Genomic DNA, 17,709 nt, shown 5'->3' with positions numbered 1-17,709 from the left:
GGTGATCGCAGTGTCATCACCAGGCTGGACGCTACAAGCCCTGCCGCAAATGAGTGATCAGCAGTTCCAGCAATGGCAGGAACTGCTGGAAGATCGAACAGGTATCTTTCTCGCCGAGCAGCGCAAATCGTTATTGCAATCCAGTTTAATGACGCGAATGCGGGAATTAGAATGCACAGACTATCAAGAATATTATGATCAGATTGTGCATGGCCCTATGGGACGCATTGAATGGGCGAAGTTGATTGATCGCTTAACGGTTCAGGAAACTCGTTTTTTTCGCGACCCAGAAGCGTTTAAGTATGTTGCTCAGTTTATTCAATCACAACGGGATCATATCGATCGCAAAAATCCATTGGATATATGGAGTGTCGGTTGTTCCAGTGGTGAGGAAGTATATAGCCTAGCGATGCTAGCTCATGAGGTCCTAAGTCAAACGGACCAACAAGAAGAATTTATGATCACGGGTACGGATATCAGTGTGCCTGTGTTAAATAAAGCAAGAGAAGGATTGTACTCCTCGCGTCGGGTTGAGGTGCTTAACCAGCATTATCTCGATACGTACTTCGATGAGGAACCTAAAGGCTATTCAGTAAAGCCCGAGGTTAAACGTCAAACTTGCTTTGCCCAAGTTAACGTTTTGGAAATAGATCAGTCACCGCAAACGCAGCGACATATTATCTATTGCCAAAACTTATTAATTTATTTTCGTCGCTGGCGACGTCAGGAAATATTGAATCAACTAGTTGATCGATTGTTACCTGGAGGTTTACTTTTGATTGGAATGGGGGAAATTGTGGAGTGGCAACACCCGCAATTAACACCGGTCAAAGGTGAATCCGTTACGGCGTTCATTAAGCGAAAAATATAGTATAAATAGGATGCGGAGCCACTATGGGCGATCGCCACGATTACGTTGCCCTTGATTGGGTCAAAGGCGAAATAGAAGAAGTCTTAAAACAAGCTCAGTATGAACTGGAGGCTTATGTAGAAGCACCAGACGATACCGCGCGCATGAAATTCTGTCTGACGTATTTACACCAAGTACGTGGTACGTTGCAGATGGTCGAATTCTATGGTGCAGCTATGCTGGCCGAAGAGATGGAGGCTGTTGCGCAAGCTTTGTTGAGTGATCAAGTCGCTGACGCCAATGAGGCTCGTCAGGTCTTGATGCAAGCAATTTTACAATTACCGAATTATCTTGATCACATAAAACTCGGGCGTCGCGACCTTCCTGTTGTTCTACTCCCTGTTCTCAATGATTTGCGTGGTGCTCGCGGCGAAGCGTTACTATCAGAAACGTCTTTATTCCAACCCTCAATAGAAACCCGCCAACCGCTTACGGATGCACAAGAACGTCAGTTTTCTGATAAACAATTTGTCGATCTTTTGCGTAAGCTTCGACAGATGTATCAGGTAGCCTTACTAGGTTTATTGAAAGGCAAAGATGTCGATCAAAATACGCAGTACTTGCATAAAGTAGCTGCGCGATTAGCTAAACTTTTTCAAAAAAGCCAAGCACAAGACTTATGGCACGCTGCGGCAGCGGTGCTTGAAGGTGTCGCAAGTAATGGTATTGCGTTAAACAGTGCTGTTAAAGAACTGTTGAAAAAGCTTGAGCCAGAGTTGAAAAAAGTGGTTACTCAAGGTCCTAGCTCGTTGAATGCGCGCAATGACGAGTTGCTCAAGAACTTACTTTTTTATGTGGCGAAATGCGATATCAATACACCTCGTATTGAGCAAATTAAGCAAGACTTTAATCTTAAGGACGCGTTACCCACACAAGACGAGGTGACAGCAGAACGCAAAGCACTTAAAGGTCCAGATAAAGCAACCATGGGTAGCGTTGCGACTGCCTTGATTGAAGAAATTACAACGCTCAAAGAGCGATTGGATCTATTAGTTCAAGACAAAGAAGCGACCTCAGAGCAGCTTGCACTTTTGATTCCTGCTTTCAAGCAAATCACCGATACCATGGGGATGCTGGGTCTCGGCACGCCACGAAAAGTGATACAGGATCAGTTTGACTTCATTAGTCAGTTTGTTGCAGAAGGCCAAACGGCTAGCAATGTTCAATTGATGGATGTGGCCGGTGCGTTGCTGTATGTGGAGGCATCGCTCACCGGATTAAGTGATCGCTTTGGCGGTGAACCTGCAACGGCAGAAGCCCAGCAGTTGGGTGAAGCTCAGCACGTTGTATTGCGCGAATCGAAGCAAATCATTGAAAAAGTGAAAGAGCTGGTTGTGGAGTATGCAAAGGGTGGAGAGTTATCACTGCTTGCGGATGCCGCCGATCAGTTGATGAATTTACGTGGCACCTTGATTATGGTCCCACAGGTGGATGCGGCAGATATTGCACGTTACTGCTCCAATATCTTGCATAAACATGTTAATCAAAATGAACGCCCATCAGCCGCGTTATTAGAAGTTTTGGCTGAATCATTAAGTGGTGTTGAATATTTCTTAGAGCGTGTTGATGACGATGCGCAACAAGATAGCAATGGTATTTTGCTGCGTGCGAAAGAAGTCATTTTGCCATACATACCTGCGCAGGATTTATCCCCTGATGAACCGGTTGTAGCACAAGATGCATTAGAAGATGACCTCGAAGAAGTCTCATTAGAAGTGTCTAGTGATGATGGGCTAGAAACAGATTCGCAAACAAGGTTACAAGCTGCTGATAGTGCATATGAAGCTTCAGAGGATAGCGAAGCAGCATTAGAAACGATTACGTTGGACGATGTTTCCATACAAGAAACCGAACCTGAGGTTATCGATTTTGCTTCCATAGAACAGCCTGAAGAATGGGATGTCAGTGCAGAAGATGCATTAACTGCGGCATTGGAAGAACAACCAGACAATGAATTTGTCACGGTAGAACCAGAACAAGTAGCCGTTGAGCAACTAGCACCTGTTGCAATGGAAGATGACGATGATGATTTGATTGACGATGAGATTATCGAAATTTTCCTAGAGGAAGCTGAAGAAGTATTAGAAACCATTCATGAATTTTGGCCAGCCTACAAAGGCGATACATCAGATGAAGAAGCTCTGATCACAACTCGTCGAGCTTTCCATACTTTGAAAGGCAGTGGGCGAATGGTCAGTGCCAGTGATATTGGCGAGACTGCTTGGGCGATTGAAAACATGTTCAATCGTCTCATTGACCAAACCATTCAATTAAGTGATGAACTATTCACGATTGTTGATTACGTGATTGAGCAATTGCCAAGTCTCATTGAAGCGTTTAAGCATCGCCATGTATGTCCATTGGATGTAGAAGCGATTCAAGAATACGCCAACAAAATTGCCAAAGGTGAAGTTGCTGGAGAATGGCATGGAGCGGCAAAAAAGTTTGAGCAAGATTCGCAAAATTTAGCCACCACAGTCGAATCCTCTGCAAAGTTAGAGAGTCATGACGGGATTTCAGAGACAGAAACCAATGACCAAAACATGGACCAAGCATTGCTAAGTGTATTTAGCAGTGAGGTAACCAGCCACTTAAAAGTGGTGGCAGAATTTATTGAAACTGCACAGAGTGAAGATTATCAAATAGACTTGAACGATGATCTACAGCGAGCGTTACACACTTTGAAAGGTAGTGCGCATATGGCGCATATCGAACCGATAGCAGAAGTGGCAGCGGGTTTAGAAAACTTTACAAAAGACCTAAGGGCTTATCACATTGAGCCTAGTGCAGAAATCATACATTTCTATATCCGAGGTAAGGAATTACTGGATCAAGGCTATCAGCAACTGGATTCAACGCCCTATGCGGAGATCCCCGGCAGTCAAGATCTAAATGCGGACCTGATCCGTTTTGTCGATCAAGTACGCACCGATGTGGCGGAAGACTCTGGTCAGAAGAACAAAGGTCAAGTTGATCCTCAAGTGCTGTCCATCTTCTTGTCCGAGGGCATGGACATTATTAATGAAGCGGAAGACTTAATGGATGATTGGAAAGCTCATCCAGATAATTCCGAATTGTTGCTGACCCTCATTGATGAAATGCAAACCCTAGAAAAGGGTGCTCAGATGTCTGAGCTTCCTCCTTTAGTCGCTTTGTGTCAGGCATTGCAAATAGCCTATCAGCGCATCAAGGATGAAGCTTTGGCGGCCGATAGTGAACTTGCTAAAACCATTATTGATGCTCATGAAGCTCTACTGAATATGATGGATATGGTGGCTGCAAGCCAAGCCATCGTGCCTGCAAAACAACTGATCGCAGATCTCACTGGTGAGGTCCCTGTCGATTCTGAAGAAGAATACAAGCAATTAGTCCCAGACAATTCTGATTTGGATGATGGTCCTGTGACTTTGGATATTCCACAGGTGGAAGTGAGGGAAGAAGTTATTCAGCAGGATATTGATCCAGAGTTATTAGAGATCTTTTTAGAAGAAGCGGAAGAACTTTTAGACTCCATCTCTGAAGCCCTGAATGACTGGAAACAAGATCCATTAAATTTAATTAAAGTTGCTGAATTGCAGCGTGACTTGCATACCTTTAAGGGCGGCGCGCGTATGGCAGAAATTAATGCCATTGGCGACTTAGCGCATGAGTTAGAAGACTTGTATGAAGGGCTCAGTCTCGGACGCTTAACCGCAACCCCTCAGTTATTTGAGTTACTCCAAATTTGTCATGATCGTTTGGCTGATATGGTCGCAGCCTTGCAAGATAATCAAGGCATGCGCCCAGCTCCAGAACTGATTACTGCCATTCAACTATTTATTGCTGGTGAGTCGCTGGAAGTACCATCGCAAGCTAACGCGATTGATGAGACATCAACTGCAAGTGATGAAGATAGTTTGGCTGATCCTTCTGCATCTGCAGTGAAACCATTGCAGGAGACTCAGTCAGTCACAGTTGAGAGTCTGGCAATAGACGCAGATGAGGAAGTAATCGAGATCTTCCTTGAAGAAGCCGACGAATTGCTAGAAGAATTGGATGGTTTATTGCAGCAGTGGCAACAATCACCTGAAAATCTAAGCACGAACGAAGCTGTGCAGCGTGTTTTGCATACGCTGAAAGGCGGTGCACGCATAGCTGGTTTAGTCGATATTGGTGACATGGCGCACCATATGGAGACTGAATTGCAAAAACGTCTCACGGAAAAACGTCCTGGTGATGAAGCCTTGTTCAACAGTCTACATGAACAATATGATTTCATAGCGGGTCGTATTGAACATGTACAAGAGTGGTTTAATGCAGGTGCTTCAGAGCCACTTATGGTTCAGGTCGAGAATGCTGTTCAGAGCAACGAGAATACCGATAGCGATCGAGCCGAAGTGCTATCTCAGCCGCAAACCAATGTTGTGCCATTGCGACCACAACCCGACGCCGAGGAGAATACGTCGAAAACGACGACTGCGCCAATTGTACCTCAGGCCGAGAATAATCAAGTAGTTGCTCAGTCTTCACCGCAGCAACCGGTTAGTCGAACCGAGCAAGAGGCTCAAGGCAAACGTCAAGGCCCGCAGGAAATGATCAAGGTACCTGCTTCTTTGCTTGATGGTTTGGTTAACTTGGCAGGTGAAACATCGATCAGTCGTGGTCGTTTAGAGACTCAAGTTACAGATTTCTCTTACACATTGGATGAAATGGACGCCACCTTGGATCGCTTGCGCGACCAGCTTCGACGTTTAGATATGGAAACCGAGGCTCAGGTGCTTTTCCGTCGTGAACAACAAGGTCCAGAATATGAAGATTTTGACCCATTGGAGATGGACCGCTATAGCCAGTTGCAGCAACTGTCTAGGTCACTAGTAGAGTCGGCATCGGACTTAGCGGATTTAAAATCGACACTTTTGGATAAGACCCGTGATGCAGAAACATTATTGCTTCAGCAATCGCGCGTAAATACCGAATTGCAAGAAGGTCTAATGAAGACTCGAATGGTACCGTTTAGTCGTTTGGTACCGCGTCTACGTCGTATCGTGCGTCAAATCAGTACAGAATTGGGCAAACAGGTCGAGTTGCATGTCAGTAATGCTGAAGGCGAAATGGACCGTAGCGTACTAGAGCGTCTGATTTCTCCTCTAGAGCACATGCTACGTAACGCTGTAGACCATGGCTTGGAATCGACTGAACAGCGTAAAGCTGCAGGTAAATCAGAAACCGGTAATATTTATTTAAGCCTTTCCCGTGATGGCGGTGACGTAGTACTGCGTTTAGCCGATGATGGTGCAGGTATTAATGTTGATGCAGTGCGTCGCAAAGCGATTGATCGTGGATTGATTGATCCAAGTGTGAAAATGCCGGATCAAGAAATCTATCAGTTTATCCTTCAAGCGGGTTTCAGTACGGCTGAACAAGTGACACAGATCTCCGGCCGTGGCGTAGGCATGGACGTTGTGAATAGTGAGATCAAACAAGTAGGCGGCACGGTTGTGATTAATTCACAACAGAATCAAGGCACTGAGTTCGTCATTCGATTGCCGTTTACAGTATCGGTAAACCGAGCACTTATGGCGAAAGTCGGTGACGCTTTGTTCGCAATACCACTTAACAATATTGAAGGTATTGTGCGCGTGAGTGCCAACAACTTGCGTGAGCTACTCAAACAGGATAAGCCGACTTATCACTATGCAGGTCGTGAATACCAGTTAGAGTATTTAGGTCGCCTATTGCGCGATGAAAACATGACGCGCCTGCCCGAAGACAATACGCCGATGCCTGTCGTGCTTGTGCGTGGTTCTTCGCCTGCTGCGATTCAAGTGGATACATTGATGGGTTCACGGGAAATTGTTGTAAAAACCTTAGGGCCACAGTTTAACTCTGTAGTGGGTGTATCGGGTGGTACCATCTTGGGTGACGGTAGCGTAGTGATCATCTTGGATCTACCGAACATGATGCGTCATGTGAATACTCTTGAATATCAACAGCACATGGCTATTGAACACGAGCAGGAAGCCGAACTGGAAGCGGTTGAGCTGGCTCGTCAAAGCGATGTGACATCAATACTGGTTGTGGATGACTCCGTAACCGTACGTAAAGTGACGACCCGTCTTCTAGAGCGAAATGGCATGGAAGTTCGTACGGCGAAAGATGGTGTAGATGCCATGGCAACTCTGCAGGAGTACAAGCCGGACTTAGTGTTGTTGGATATAGAAATGCCGCGTATGGATGGTTTCGAGGTAGCTTCGCAAATGCGTCATAGCCAGGCATTGAAAGAGATTCCGATTATTATGATCACGTCGCGTACCGGTGAAAAACACAAGGAACGGGCTATGGCTATTGGCGTGACAGACTACATGGGTAAGCCATTCCAAGAGGATCGACTTTTGGAAGCTATTGCTGAATACACAGGGCATCGTGGGTGACAACAGCATTAAAACTAGCGGTAGTTGCGGAAGATAATCTACAGCAACATCGCTTACGGTCTGCTTTGGCGGATTTTGGTTGTGAAGTAATTAGTCTCAGTGCTCGTAGCCTTGAATTGAAAGGCATTGATCACGAAGTTTCTGCATGGCTGGTCGATTTACGTGAAGATGATCAGTTGCTAGAACCGTTTTTAGATTTAGAGCAACCTGTCTTGTTTGGCTTTGAAGCAGCGCCCAGTAAGCAAGACAAGGCGTATCCTAAATGGGAAAAGCGATTATACGCAAAGATAAAGCAATTATTAGGTCGCGATATTTTATCTCAGTCCGCTTTGTCTCAGGATCGTTTAGAAGCCATTAGCCAATTAGAGAAGCGCAGTGAATCCTTACCTTTACCGGATAAGGTCGCACCAAATAAAGGTACTGTGGCAGAAAACGTTTGGGTTATTGGCAGCTCGCTAGGCGGGCCTGAAGCAGTTAAAGAATTTTTAGATAGTTTGCCAGAAGGATTGCCCGTTGGGTTTGTTTATGGGCAGCATATCGATAATCAATTTGTGTCTGTTTTGGCCAATGTATTGGGGCGGCACTCTCCGTTTACATTGAAAGTTGCTGAAGCGGGAATGCGTTTAAATAACGGAGAAGTTTTAATTGCTCCAGCAGACAAAGAGATCACCTTTATCGATGGGCAAGTTGTACTACTGGATAAACCTTGGCCAGGGCCCTATGGTCCATCTGTGGATCAATTGATCTTAAATACTCATGCAGCCTATCCAAGTGCTGGAGTATTGATATTCAGTGGTATGGGAAATGATGGTGCCGAGGCCGTAACCTGTTTGCAGGACAAAGGTATTTCCGTATTCGCCCAAGATAGCGATAGCAGCGCCAGTGCTGCCATGCCCGACGCCTGCCGAGAGACAGGTTCGGTAAGCTTTAGCGGAAACCCTTCAGCCATGGCGCAGCAACTTGTACAAGAAATATTAACCAGACAAATGACTCATGTATCAGTTGATACATCAATGAATGGAGCCAAATAGGGCATGCAGCACTTAAGCAATGACAATGCGCAAGATACCGCCTTATCGTGTTTGTTAATTCCTATGCAAGCAAGTCGTTTGGTTTTGCCTAACGTGACAGTGGCAGAGCTTATTCCTTTTCATGGGCCAACACCCAATGATGAAGTGGCGTCTTGGCTAATGGGCACGATTGAATGGCGCGGAGTCGATGTCCCCGTAATCAATTTTGAAGAGTACTGCGGACAAAAGGCAGGCTCGCAAGGTCAAGATCGGCGTATAGCGATTATCAATGCGCCTCATGGCGAGGCTGGCAAATTGAGATTTTTTGGAATTGTTACTCAGGGTCTACCGAGTTTGGTAAAACTTGAGCAAACGGCTATTAAAGAGAATCAGACCGCGGTTCTTGAGAAAGGTCATAAGATGGCCGTCACCCTAGAAACAGGCCACGGCATTATACCTGATATCGATGCTTTAGAAGCCGCTATTACTGAACAGCCTTGGCAATAACACGCTGCTTATTTAAATGCGTGTTCAATGCGAATGCTGGTTTGATTAATACCCAGTTCGATTGGAATGATAGGTAAAGGTTGAGCGATATTAATTGCATCTAGTACCGCTTGATTTAGAGCTTCGTGGCGACTACTTTCGATGGCCTTGGTCTCTGTAATAATACCGTCTTGATTGATTGTTATTTCGAAAACCACTTTGCCTTTTTGATTTAAGCGTTTAGACCACTCCGGATACTCAATACCCTCTTCTATAATTGCTCTTACTGTGCCTAGATAGGAGCCTAAAACTTTTTTGTACTGGGAACTGGATAACTTTTTGTCACTTTGCAGTGATTCAGGAAGTGATGGTTTAGCGACATAGGGTTGATCGTCGGAATTCGGATCAAATCGATAGCTAATGCTGATGTCCCACTGCTTACCTTCTAGGGCATCTGGTGGCAACAAGAAAGGCACCACTTCGGTTGTGGCTCTTTTCAGTTCGTTCACTAGTAGATCAGATGCTCCTTGGTCTTGAGCGTCTAATTTTTTAATTTCTGCTTGGCGATTAACTGTGAAGTTGACAGTAACCAAACCTTTTTGCCCAAATTGTCGTGCCCAAGCTGGATACTCAACGGCTTGATGAATTGCTCTGCGTAACTCCCACCGATAAAGCGCCAAATAGTAGTCTTGCTCGGCCTTGATTTGTGCCTTACTCTTTTTCTCTTTCGAGGGCGTTGTCGTACTCACAATCTTTTGTTTTTTAACGGGCTTGCGAATTACTTTTTTGGATGGTGGCTTAGTTGGCTTGCTCGCTCTAGCTTGCTTCTGTTGTGCTTTTTGTTTGGCTTCCTCCTCTGCCTTTTTTGCCGCTAGTGCTCGGGCTCGTTTTAGCTGTTGCTCCTTTTGAAACGCAGCGGCTGTTTCTTTTTCTGCTGCTATCCAGCTATTAACCATTGCCGTGCGATCACCGCTATAGCTCAGACTGTTGTAGCGATCGAGTAGCTGCTTGTGATCATCTGATAAGCTCAATATATTATTTTTAAATTCTCGAGATGGTGGTACTTGACCAATCCAAGCGTTCAATAGCGCATCGAATAATTGGGCGGTACTGGTCTTTACTACGGTTACATTGTTTATTGAAATTCGAGTACCTTCGGCAGGTAGGTAATCAATAATAACTTCATCGCCTTTGCTCAAATTATCTCTCAAAAAGCCAGTAAACCTGAGCAGTCCTTGTGTGTAATCGGGATCACTGGAGAATACATTATTGATGGCAATATCGTTTTGCCACTGCAAAGACCAACGGCGGGGACTCCAGCGTTTAGCTGTGACTCTTAAAGCCATTCTTTTACGATCTTGATTTTGTAAGATGCTCTGTGGATCATCATTGCTTTGCGACAAATATAAAGCGGCAATGTAGTACTCTTTGCGCAATTGTTGGTAGCTAGCAATACCGTTAAGAGTCAGTGCCACTGTGATTTGGCTAATAGACAGAAATAAAAGGCAAACAATAATCCGCGTCATATATAGCTTCCTAAACACCATTAAACAAAGCATAGACCAGATTATGTTGTAAGCTAAGAGAAGAGAACAATGAGAGTAGATTGATAATGCGTTTTTTGATTCATGTGCTAATAACGGCTTTCACAATGTCGTCTTTTGCAAAGGATACCGCTGATAATTCACAGGGTGAGTCATGGTTTGATTCATGGAAGCAGCGTATGAAAGAGGTAGAAACCAGTTACGAGGAGTGTGAGGTTCTTTACGAAGAAGTGCGTAACAGTGAATGTGCTAAGAAGATCAATCAACTATTCGGAGAGTTATATTTTACTGTAGGAGTGAGCTTTACCGAGCGCCAACTGAAATTTAAAAACGTTGATACCAATGACGATACCTTCATTTTATCCAGTGGCTATAAGCCACGCCCCATATTTTCAGCGACGTTTGCAGATCGCTTTATTGGAAGCTCCAATTGGGGCTATGGCTGGGGGTTTGAATATTTTGATGATTATGCATTTGAGCAGATCATTCGACCTGATGATAGTGGTAGCCAAACTCAGCGTATTGATTTAGGTACCTATAGCAGTATGAGTGTTATTGCGGTTAGCCCCAATGTGTTTTATGCATATGGCCGTAATGATGCGACTCCACAACGCTTTTTAAAAGTGGGTTTAGGCGGCCACCTTTTGTACAGTTCCGTACGCGGCCAAGCGTATATCACTGAGGATCCTGAGGATACTGATTGTTACGCGGTATCAGATCGACTGATTCGCGGCGAAGCAGTGAGTGCCAGTGAATTTCAAAATAATTGCGAGCGTGTAGCATTCGATGACGGTAGCTTTGGTGCGGGTGTTCAGTTCTATTTACAAGCTGATTGGCGACGCTGGCAATTAGCGCTATCGGCGAGTGTTTTCAATCACCGCAGTACAGATGGGTATCGTTTTTCTACTGAAGAATTAGCTTTAACGTTTTCACGCAAAATTCGCTTTTAATGCTGTATAAAAAGCACCCAATGGTCCATAGAAAAAACCCTGTTTATGCCAAATGAGTTCAGCAATCTATAGAGCTCTGTTTTATAATGCTTGTGTTTTTAAGGGTTGGTCACTACGCCCAATACCGAATAATAATTAATCACAAATTTCTATCTGACAGAGCATTTCATGGATCGTATTTTTTCTGCATTGGCCCAAGAGCTCAACGTACATTTAAATCAAGTACAAGCGGCAGTTGTCCTCCTCGACGAAGGCGCTACCGTCCCCTTTATCAGTCGTTATCGTAAAGAAGTGACAGGTGGCCTTGATGATGGTCAACTGCGCCAGTTGGAAGAGCGTCTTCGTTATATGAGAGAGATGGAAGATCGCCGAGCATCCATTCTTAAAAGCATTGACGAACAAGGTAAATTGACCGATGAGTTGAAGGCAGAAATTCTTAAGGCGGACACTAAGAATCGTTTAGAAGACTTGTATTTACCATACAAACAGAAACGCCGTACCAAAGGCCAAATCGCTATCGAAGCTGGGCTAGAACCATTAGCCGATTCTCTTTTACAGAATCCAAGTCTCAACCCGGAAACGGAAGCGAAAGCCTTTGTCGATGCAGATAAAGGCGTAGCCGATGAAAAAGCGGCTTTGGATGGCGCTAAGTTTATTCTTATGGAGCGCTTTGCACAGAGTGCGGATTTGTTGCAGCAGCTACGTGACTTCCTATGGCAAGAAGCGCAATTGAGCGTACGAGTCATGGCTGGTAAAGAACAAGAGGCGGCGAAATACCAAGATTATTTTGAGCACGATGAAGCGCTGAAAGGCGTGCCGAGTCACCGTGCGCTGGCAATTCTACGTGGTCGTAACGAAGGCTTCTTAAGTGTGAGCTTGGTTGTAGGTGATCCTAACGACAAATTATCCGCAAGTCCTTGTGAAGCCATGGTTGCAGGTTTTTATAAGATCGAGAACCAGGGCCGCGCTGCAGATCGCTGGTTGGCGGAAGTTGTGAAATGGACTTGGCGTGTAAAACTGCTAACGCATTTAGAAACCGAGCTTGTCGGGCGCATCCGAGAGAGCGCTGAAGAAGAAGCGATTAAAGTGTTTGCTACAAACTTAAAAGACTTATTAATGGCCGCCCCAGCCGGCTATAAAACCACACTTGGTTTGGACCCAGGTTTGCGCACAGGTTGTAAAGTGGCTGTAGTAGATGAAACTGGCAAGGTGTTAGATCATGGCGCCATATTCCCTCACCAGCCGCAAAATCAAATGCGTGAAGCTAAGGCGATTCTACGTGCTCTTTGTTTAAAACATGGTGTTGAATTAATCGCCATTGGTAATGGCACCGCCAGTCGCGAAACCGATCGCATGGTGGGTGAGTTGATGAAAGAGTACCCAGAACTAAAGATTCAAAAAATTGTTGTGAGCGAAGCGGGAGCTTCCGTTTATAGTGCTTCTGAGCTGGCGGCGAAAGAATTTCCAGAACTCGACGTGACCATTCGTGGTGCGATTTCCATTGCCCGTCGATTGCAAGATCCATTGGCAGAGTTGGTAAAAATTGAACCCAAAGCGATCGGTGTGGGTCAGTATCAGCATGACGTTAGTCAGCCAGCTCTTGCACGTAGTTTGGATGCCGTAGTAGAAGATTGTGTTAACGCTGTGGGTGTGGATCTCAATACGGCTTCAGCGCCACTCCTCACAAGAGTTTCCGGTTTGAACAGTACCATCGCCAATAACATTGTCAGTTTCCGAGAAACTAATGGAGCTTACGCAAGCCGAGCGGATTTGAAAAAAGTCCCGCGTTTGGGTGAAAAAACCTTCGAGCAGGCAGCGGGTTTCTTGCGTATCAATGGTGGCTCTAACCCTTTAGATGCCAGTTCAGTTCACCCAGAATCCTATGGCGTGGTTAAAAGCATTGCTAGCAAGGCGCAAAAAGATGTCGCTGCGATTATTGGTGACGGCTCTTTCTTGAAAGCAGTCAATGCAGCAGATTTTGTCAGCGACGAAGTGGGCTTGCCAACGGTTAAAGATATTCTTAGCGAACTAGAAAAGCCTGGGCGTGATCCACGTCCAGAATTCGTTACGGCAGAATTCAAAGAAGGCGTTGAGGAAATTAAAGACTTAAAAGACGATATGATTCTTGAAGGCGTGGTTAGCAATGTGGCTGCTTTTGGTGCTTTTGTTGATGTCGGCGTACACCAAGATGGGCTGGTCCATATCAGTATGATGAGTGATCAATTCATTGACGATCCGCGTCAGGTGGTTAAAGCCGGAGATGTTGTAAAAGTAAAGGTTATGGAAGTCGATGTGCCGCGTAAGCGAATCGCTTTGTCTATGCGTATGTCGGACAACGCTGCGGATTACCAAGCCGAGAAATCAACTCCACGCAGCGAGCGCAAGCCTAAAAATTCAGCACCGCGTCGATCGTCCTCCAAATCGCCAGAAGTACAACAGGGTGGTGGTATGGCTGCACTTTTCGCTCAAGCGCAAAAGAAAAAAGGCGGTCGTCTGTAGCGTATAAACAATGCGTTCCTATTGCTATACTTTTCCTATTCATTAAGCGGGCTATAATGGCCCGCATTTACTTTAGGATGAAGCGTTTTGGCACAATCCCCTAGCTTTGAGCAAACCCTCTCGGTATTGCAGGATCTTCCGTCTGCCAGCTTTCGTTTTAAGCGCGGCATCGAGAAAGAAGGACTGCGCGTCCTTCCCAATGTGCATATTAGCCAGCGTCATCATCAAAAGGCTCTTGGCAGTCCGCTGACACATTCCAGTATAACGACCGATTACAGTGAAGCACTCTTAGAGTTTATCACTCCAGTCTCTGAAGACGCCGAATCGGTCCTACAGTATCTTCAAGATGTTCATAGCTTTGTTTCAAGTGAGATCGATGATGAGATAATCTGGCCCGCTTCCATGCCCTGTATTATCGAAGATGAGTTAGATGTGCCTATTGCTGAATACGGTACATCCAATATCGGTCAAATGAAACATATCTATCGGCACGGATTGTGGCATCGATATGGGCGAAAGATGCAATGCATCGCTGGAGTACACTATAACTTCTCGGTTGATGAGAGCATCTGGAAAGCACTTGCTGAAACGCAGTCAGCAGAGTTAAACAAAGACTTCATTAGCCAAGGTTACTTCTCTTTGGTTCGTAATTTTCGACGCTTCTCATGGTTGTTATTCTATTTATTTGGTGCCAGCCCAGCTCTAGATAAAAGCTTTGTCGATGGTAAACAGCACAATTTAGAAGCCCTTGACGATGATACCTTGTATTCACCCTATGCCACGAGCCTTCGCATGAGCGACTTGGGTTATCAAAACAATGCACAAGATGGACTATTCGTCTGTTTTAATGGTTTACCCACGTATACGGCAACTTTAAAGCATGCCATGGGGCAGAGTGTTCCCGCTTATGAAGAAATAGGCATAGAGAGTAATGGACAATACAAGCAATTAAATACCAATCTATTGCAGATCGAAAACGAGTATTATTCGGATGTTCGACCTAAGCGTAATAGCATCAGTGGAGAAAAACCACTGACATCGTTGAATGAATATGGCGTTGAGTATATCGAAGTACGTTGTTTGGATTTGAATCCGTTTGAACCGCTGGGCGTGAGTTTAGAGCAAGTGCGCTTTATGGACTTGTTTTTGAGTTACTGTCTGTTCAAACCCAGTCCAAAATTGAGCGACGCCGAATGCCAGGAAGTGTCGCGCAACCAAAAGCAGGTGGTGGTAAATGGTCGTCACCCTCAGTTTACTCTAGAGCGACATGGAGAGCGTGTTCTGCTAACCAACTGGGCTGAAGAGTTATTGGCAGCGATGCAACCTCTGGCTGAATTGATGGATAGCAAGACGGGTCAAAACCACTATCAAGATGCGTTACTAGAAATGCAAAAACGTGTGCAAAATCCTGAACTTACACCTAGTGCCACGATCTTGCGCGAGTTAAAGCAACGTCAGCAAAGTTTTGCTGATTTTACTTTTTCATTAGGTCAGCAACACGCTGAGTATTTCGCCCGCCAGAGAAGTCAGTTGGATATTCAACAATGGCAATCCTTAAGTGAGCAGTCACTAAACGAGCAAGCGCGCATGGAATCGGAAGAAGAGATGGACTTTGCTGCGTTTTTAGCGGAGTACAGTAAGAAAATGTGAAGCCTGTCACAAGGATGTGGCTAAGTTATGAGTCTCGTCGCAAAACGACTAATATCAAGCTTGATAATACAGCTCTGTGTATTAGATTCATAAAAAACTCAGGAAAAGACCTATGGAACTGGTTGAAAACAACTGGGATCTTGAAAACCTCGAAAAAGCCTATCGCCACGGATTTATGGCAGGCATGGTTGGCAAGCCCGTTTTAGTTTGTCCGTATAGGGCAGAAATGATCGTCAATGCTTGGGAGGCCGGTTGGCATGACGGTAAAGAGCAATACGATATCAAACATGGATTAAAGCGCAGCAGTGTTTAGCCAAGTGTTTGAAATTACATACAAAAAAGGACGCACTGCGTCCTTTTTTATTGCCAGAAATACAGTGGCGTGAGGTATTTAATTTTGCGCAACAAAATTTTGGAAGTATAAATCGTCCACATAGGGTTTACCTTCTAATTCACTCAGTAAGGCTTTAACTTCTTCAAGCGCTACCTGCCGAAGTTCCTCTCTGCCAGTTGCGGTATTCACAGTTTCGTCCGTTTGCTGGCTAAGTAGCAAAACCAATTGGTTTCTAATATAGGCCTGGTGATGATTGACTTTACCGGCTGCTTCAGCGCCAGTTACTCGTAATGCGACGTCGGTGCGGATGTACTTTAATTTTCCCGAACTATTTTCGCCATAATTTAGTACGAATGCCGGCTGCAAGTGAACATACTGAGTACCGCCTCCACCTGTGCCTTCTTCTGACCATGTTTGCATGCAAATCAATACACTGACCAACAAAACGGTTAAACTGCGCATAAATCTCGTCCTTATTTGGTTTCTGCTATTTAGCATAGTCAAAAAATCAGAGACTTATATAAACTCAGAGCCGTACTTGCGGTCGAAAAGTTGATTTTGCTAAAAAATAAAGGAAATTTTATGGCGCTTTCTTTGTCGATGGTGACGCCTCGTAATCTTGCATTAGTGGTTTTTTTATCTTGTGTGGGTTTATTGGGTTCTGCCTATTACTTTGAATATGTGATGTTTTTGGATCCATGTCCGCTTTGTATTATGCAGCGTATCGCTGTTTTAATTGTGGGTATCGGGGCCTTAGGCGCTGTCTTTTGGCATTCTAAATTCGCAGCTTGGACAGGCTCCATTGTGATGACTCTGGGTTCAGCTTTAGGGATATTTGTCGCAGGTCGTCATGTTTGGATTCAGAGCTTACCCGCTGACCAAGTGCCCACTTGTGGCCCAAGTTTAGATTATATGGTTGATACCCTGCCTTGGGCGGATGTGCTAGCTGTCATGTTACGTGGTAATGGAAATTGTGCAGAGGGTGTATGGAGTTTCTTGGGTTTATCCATGCCTGCATGGGTACTTGTATGGATGATTGGCTTTGGACTAATTAGCGCCTATTTTCTGGTTATGGCATATCGCGCCAAGCATGATTCCGAACGATAAAATACGAATCTCGGTTGCTCGAATTTATTGCAAATTGCTGTGCAATACAAGCAAAAAAACATTCAAATTTTGCGGCTTGCGGTGGTTATCACCGCGGCCTATATTAAATCTTACCTCGACATATTTGCGAGTTAGTTTAAAGCTGAGCAAAGCGTCAAAGGGCATTTGCTTAGTGAGGTATGCTGGTAGTAGGCTGTCACTAGTAGTTTTGATTAACCCATCGGATTCATAGCGGACCATGCCAAATCTTGGGGGCTTGGTCCATACACAGGGGAAGAACAATGTTGGAATCGACCAAAGACGCACAGGAGCGCTGGGGAGGCGTGCACGACCTAATTGATCGCTGGTTAAGTGAGCGTCAAAATATGTTGGTTTTGTATTTTGCCATCCGTGGTCTTAAGCCGTTTAGTCCGAGGGAGACTCCTCTATCCGTTAAAGTCGAAGCATTCTGCCAAGTCTTAATGGACTACTTAAGCGCGGGTCATTTTGAAATCTACGAAAAACTACTGCTTGAAGCGCAAGAGTATGATGATGGTGGTATTGATTTAGCGCGAAAGCACTACCCACGACTAGAACAGATCACTGAACGCTGTGTTGAATTTAACGATAAGTATGACAACGCAGAGCATTGTTTAGAGCAGCTTTCGGATTTGCCGAAAGATCTTTCTGAAATCGGAGAGCTACTCGAAGAACGTTTTGAGCTTGAAGACGAATTAATCGAAAACTTACACAACGTACACAAGCAAACACCTGCCTAAATTCATTAGTATCAAATGGTTGCCTATTCAGCCAGAAGTTGAATAGGCTCT

Annotated in this window: 12 protein-coding genes; 10 read left to right on the top strand and 2 right to left on the bottom strand. The window is 44.9% G+C overall.

What is annotated here, in order from left to right; translation table 11 throughout:
• Positions 1-10: 10 nt before the first annotated feature.
• Genes HF888_RS16015 through HF888_RS16000 form a run of 4 tightly spaced genes read left to right on the top strand, consistent with a single transcriptional unit; the run spans position 11 to position 8,837 of the window.
• Entirely contained in the window at positions 11-871 is an 861-nt protein-coding gene (locus tag HF888_RS16015; RefSeq protein WP_007016691.1) for a CheR family methyltransferase, read from the top strand.
• A gap of 23 nt (positions 872-894) precedes the next feature.
• Complete coding sequence (locus tag HF888_RS16010; protein WP_007016692.1) at positions 895-7,320, top strand: Hpt domain-containing protein; 6,426 nt, start codon at positions 895-897, stop codon at positions 7,318-7,320.
• The gene (locus HF888_RS16005) at positions 7,317-8,351 is read left to right on the top strand and encodes a chemotaxis protein CheB (RefSeq protein WP_007016693.1); all 1,035 of its coding nucleotides are present in this window, start codon (positions 7,317-7,319) and stop codon (positions 8,349-8,351) included. The genes HF888_RS16010 and HF888_RS16005 overlap by 4 nt, the downstream gene beginning before the upstream one ends.
• A 3-nt stretch (positions 8,352-8,354) precedes the next feature.
• Entirely contained in the window at positions 8,355-8,837 is a 483-nt protein-coding gene (locus HF888_RS16000; RefSeq protein ID WP_007016694.1) for a chemotaxis protein CheW, read from the top strand.
• An 8-nt stretch (positions 8,838-8,845) separates the two neighbouring features.
• Here HF888_RS16000 and HF888_RS15995 read toward each other — a convergent pair whose 3' ends face one another.
• A complete protein-coding gene (locus tag HF888_RS15995; RefSeq protein ID WP_007016695.1) occupies positions 8,846-10,342 on the bottom strand; it encodes a TonB family protein in 1,497 nt (498 codons plus the stop codon).
• Between the two features lie 125 nt (positions 10,343-10,467).
• Between HF888_RS15995 and HF888_RS15990 the strand changes: the two genes are divergently transcribed.
• The 4 genes from HF888_RS15990 to rmf all read left to right on the top strand — a co-directional run bounded on the left by HF888_RS15990 (position 10,468) and on the right by rmf (position 15,772).
• A complete protein-coding gene (locus HF888_RS15990) occupies positions 10,468-11,310 on the top strand; it encodes a hypothetical protein (RefSeq protein ID WP_133308412.1) in 843 nt (280 codons plus the stop codon).
• Positions 11,311-11,478: 168 nt separating this feature from the next.
• On the top strand, positions 11,479-13,809 hold the full coding sequence (locus tag HF888_RS15985; protein WP_007016697.1) for a Tex family protein: 2,331 nt from the start codon (positions 11,479-11,481) through the stop codon (positions 13,807-13,809).
• 87 nt (positions 13,810-13,896) lie between these two features.
• Positions 13,897-15,459, top strand: coding sequence for a glutamate--cysteine ligase (gshA, locus tag HF888_RS15980; protein WP_007016698.1), 1,563 nt, complete (start codon positions 13,897-13,899; stop codon positions 15,457-15,459).
• A gap of 112 nt (positions 15,460-15,571) precedes the next feature.
• Positions 15,572-15,772: a ribosome modulation factor gene (rmf, locus tag HF888_RS15975; protein WP_007016699.1), complete on the top strand. Its 201-nt coding sequence runs from the start codon at positions 15,572-15,574 to the stop codon at positions 15,770-15,772.
• 78 nt (positions 15,773-15,850) lie between these two features.
• On the opposite strand, the gene HF888_RS15970 is transcribed toward rmf, so the two are convergent.
• Positions 15,851-16,255, bottom strand: a complete 405-nt coding sequence (locus HF888_RS15970) for a flagellar basal body-associated FliL family protein (protein ID WP_007016700.1) — start codon at positions 16,253-16,255, stop codon at positions 15,851-15,853.
• Positions 16,256-16,375: 120 nt separating this feature from the next.
• Here HF888_RS15970 and HF888_RS15965 point away from each other — a divergent pair, with 120 nt between their 5' ends.
• Together HF888_RS15965 and HF888_RS15960 are read left to right on the top strand one after the other, a co-directional pair.
• Positions 16,376-16,900 carry a disulfide bond formation protein B gene (locus tag HF888_RS15965; protein WP_007016701.1) on the top strand — a complete coding sequence of 175 codons (525 nt, stop codon included), beginning with the start codon at positions 16,376-16,378 and terminating at the stop codon, positions 16,898-16,900.
• Positions 16,901-17,181: 281 nt separating this feature from the next.
• Positions 17,182-17,658, top strand: coding sequence for an Rsd/AlgQ family anti-sigma factor (locus tag HF888_RS15960; RefSeq protein ID WP_007016703.1), 477 nt, complete (start codon positions 17,182-17,184; stop codon positions 17,656-17,658).
• The last annotated feature ends 51 nt before the right edge of the window (positions 17,659-17,709 follow it).

The organism is Bermanella marisrubri, assembly GCF_012295615.1.
GTDB classification, from domain to species: domain Bacteria; phylum Pseudomonadota; class Gammaproteobacteria; order Pseudomonadales; family Oceanobacteraceae; genus Bermanella; species Bermanella marisrubri.
This window is presented reverse-complemented; position numbering and strand designations above follow the sequence as displayed.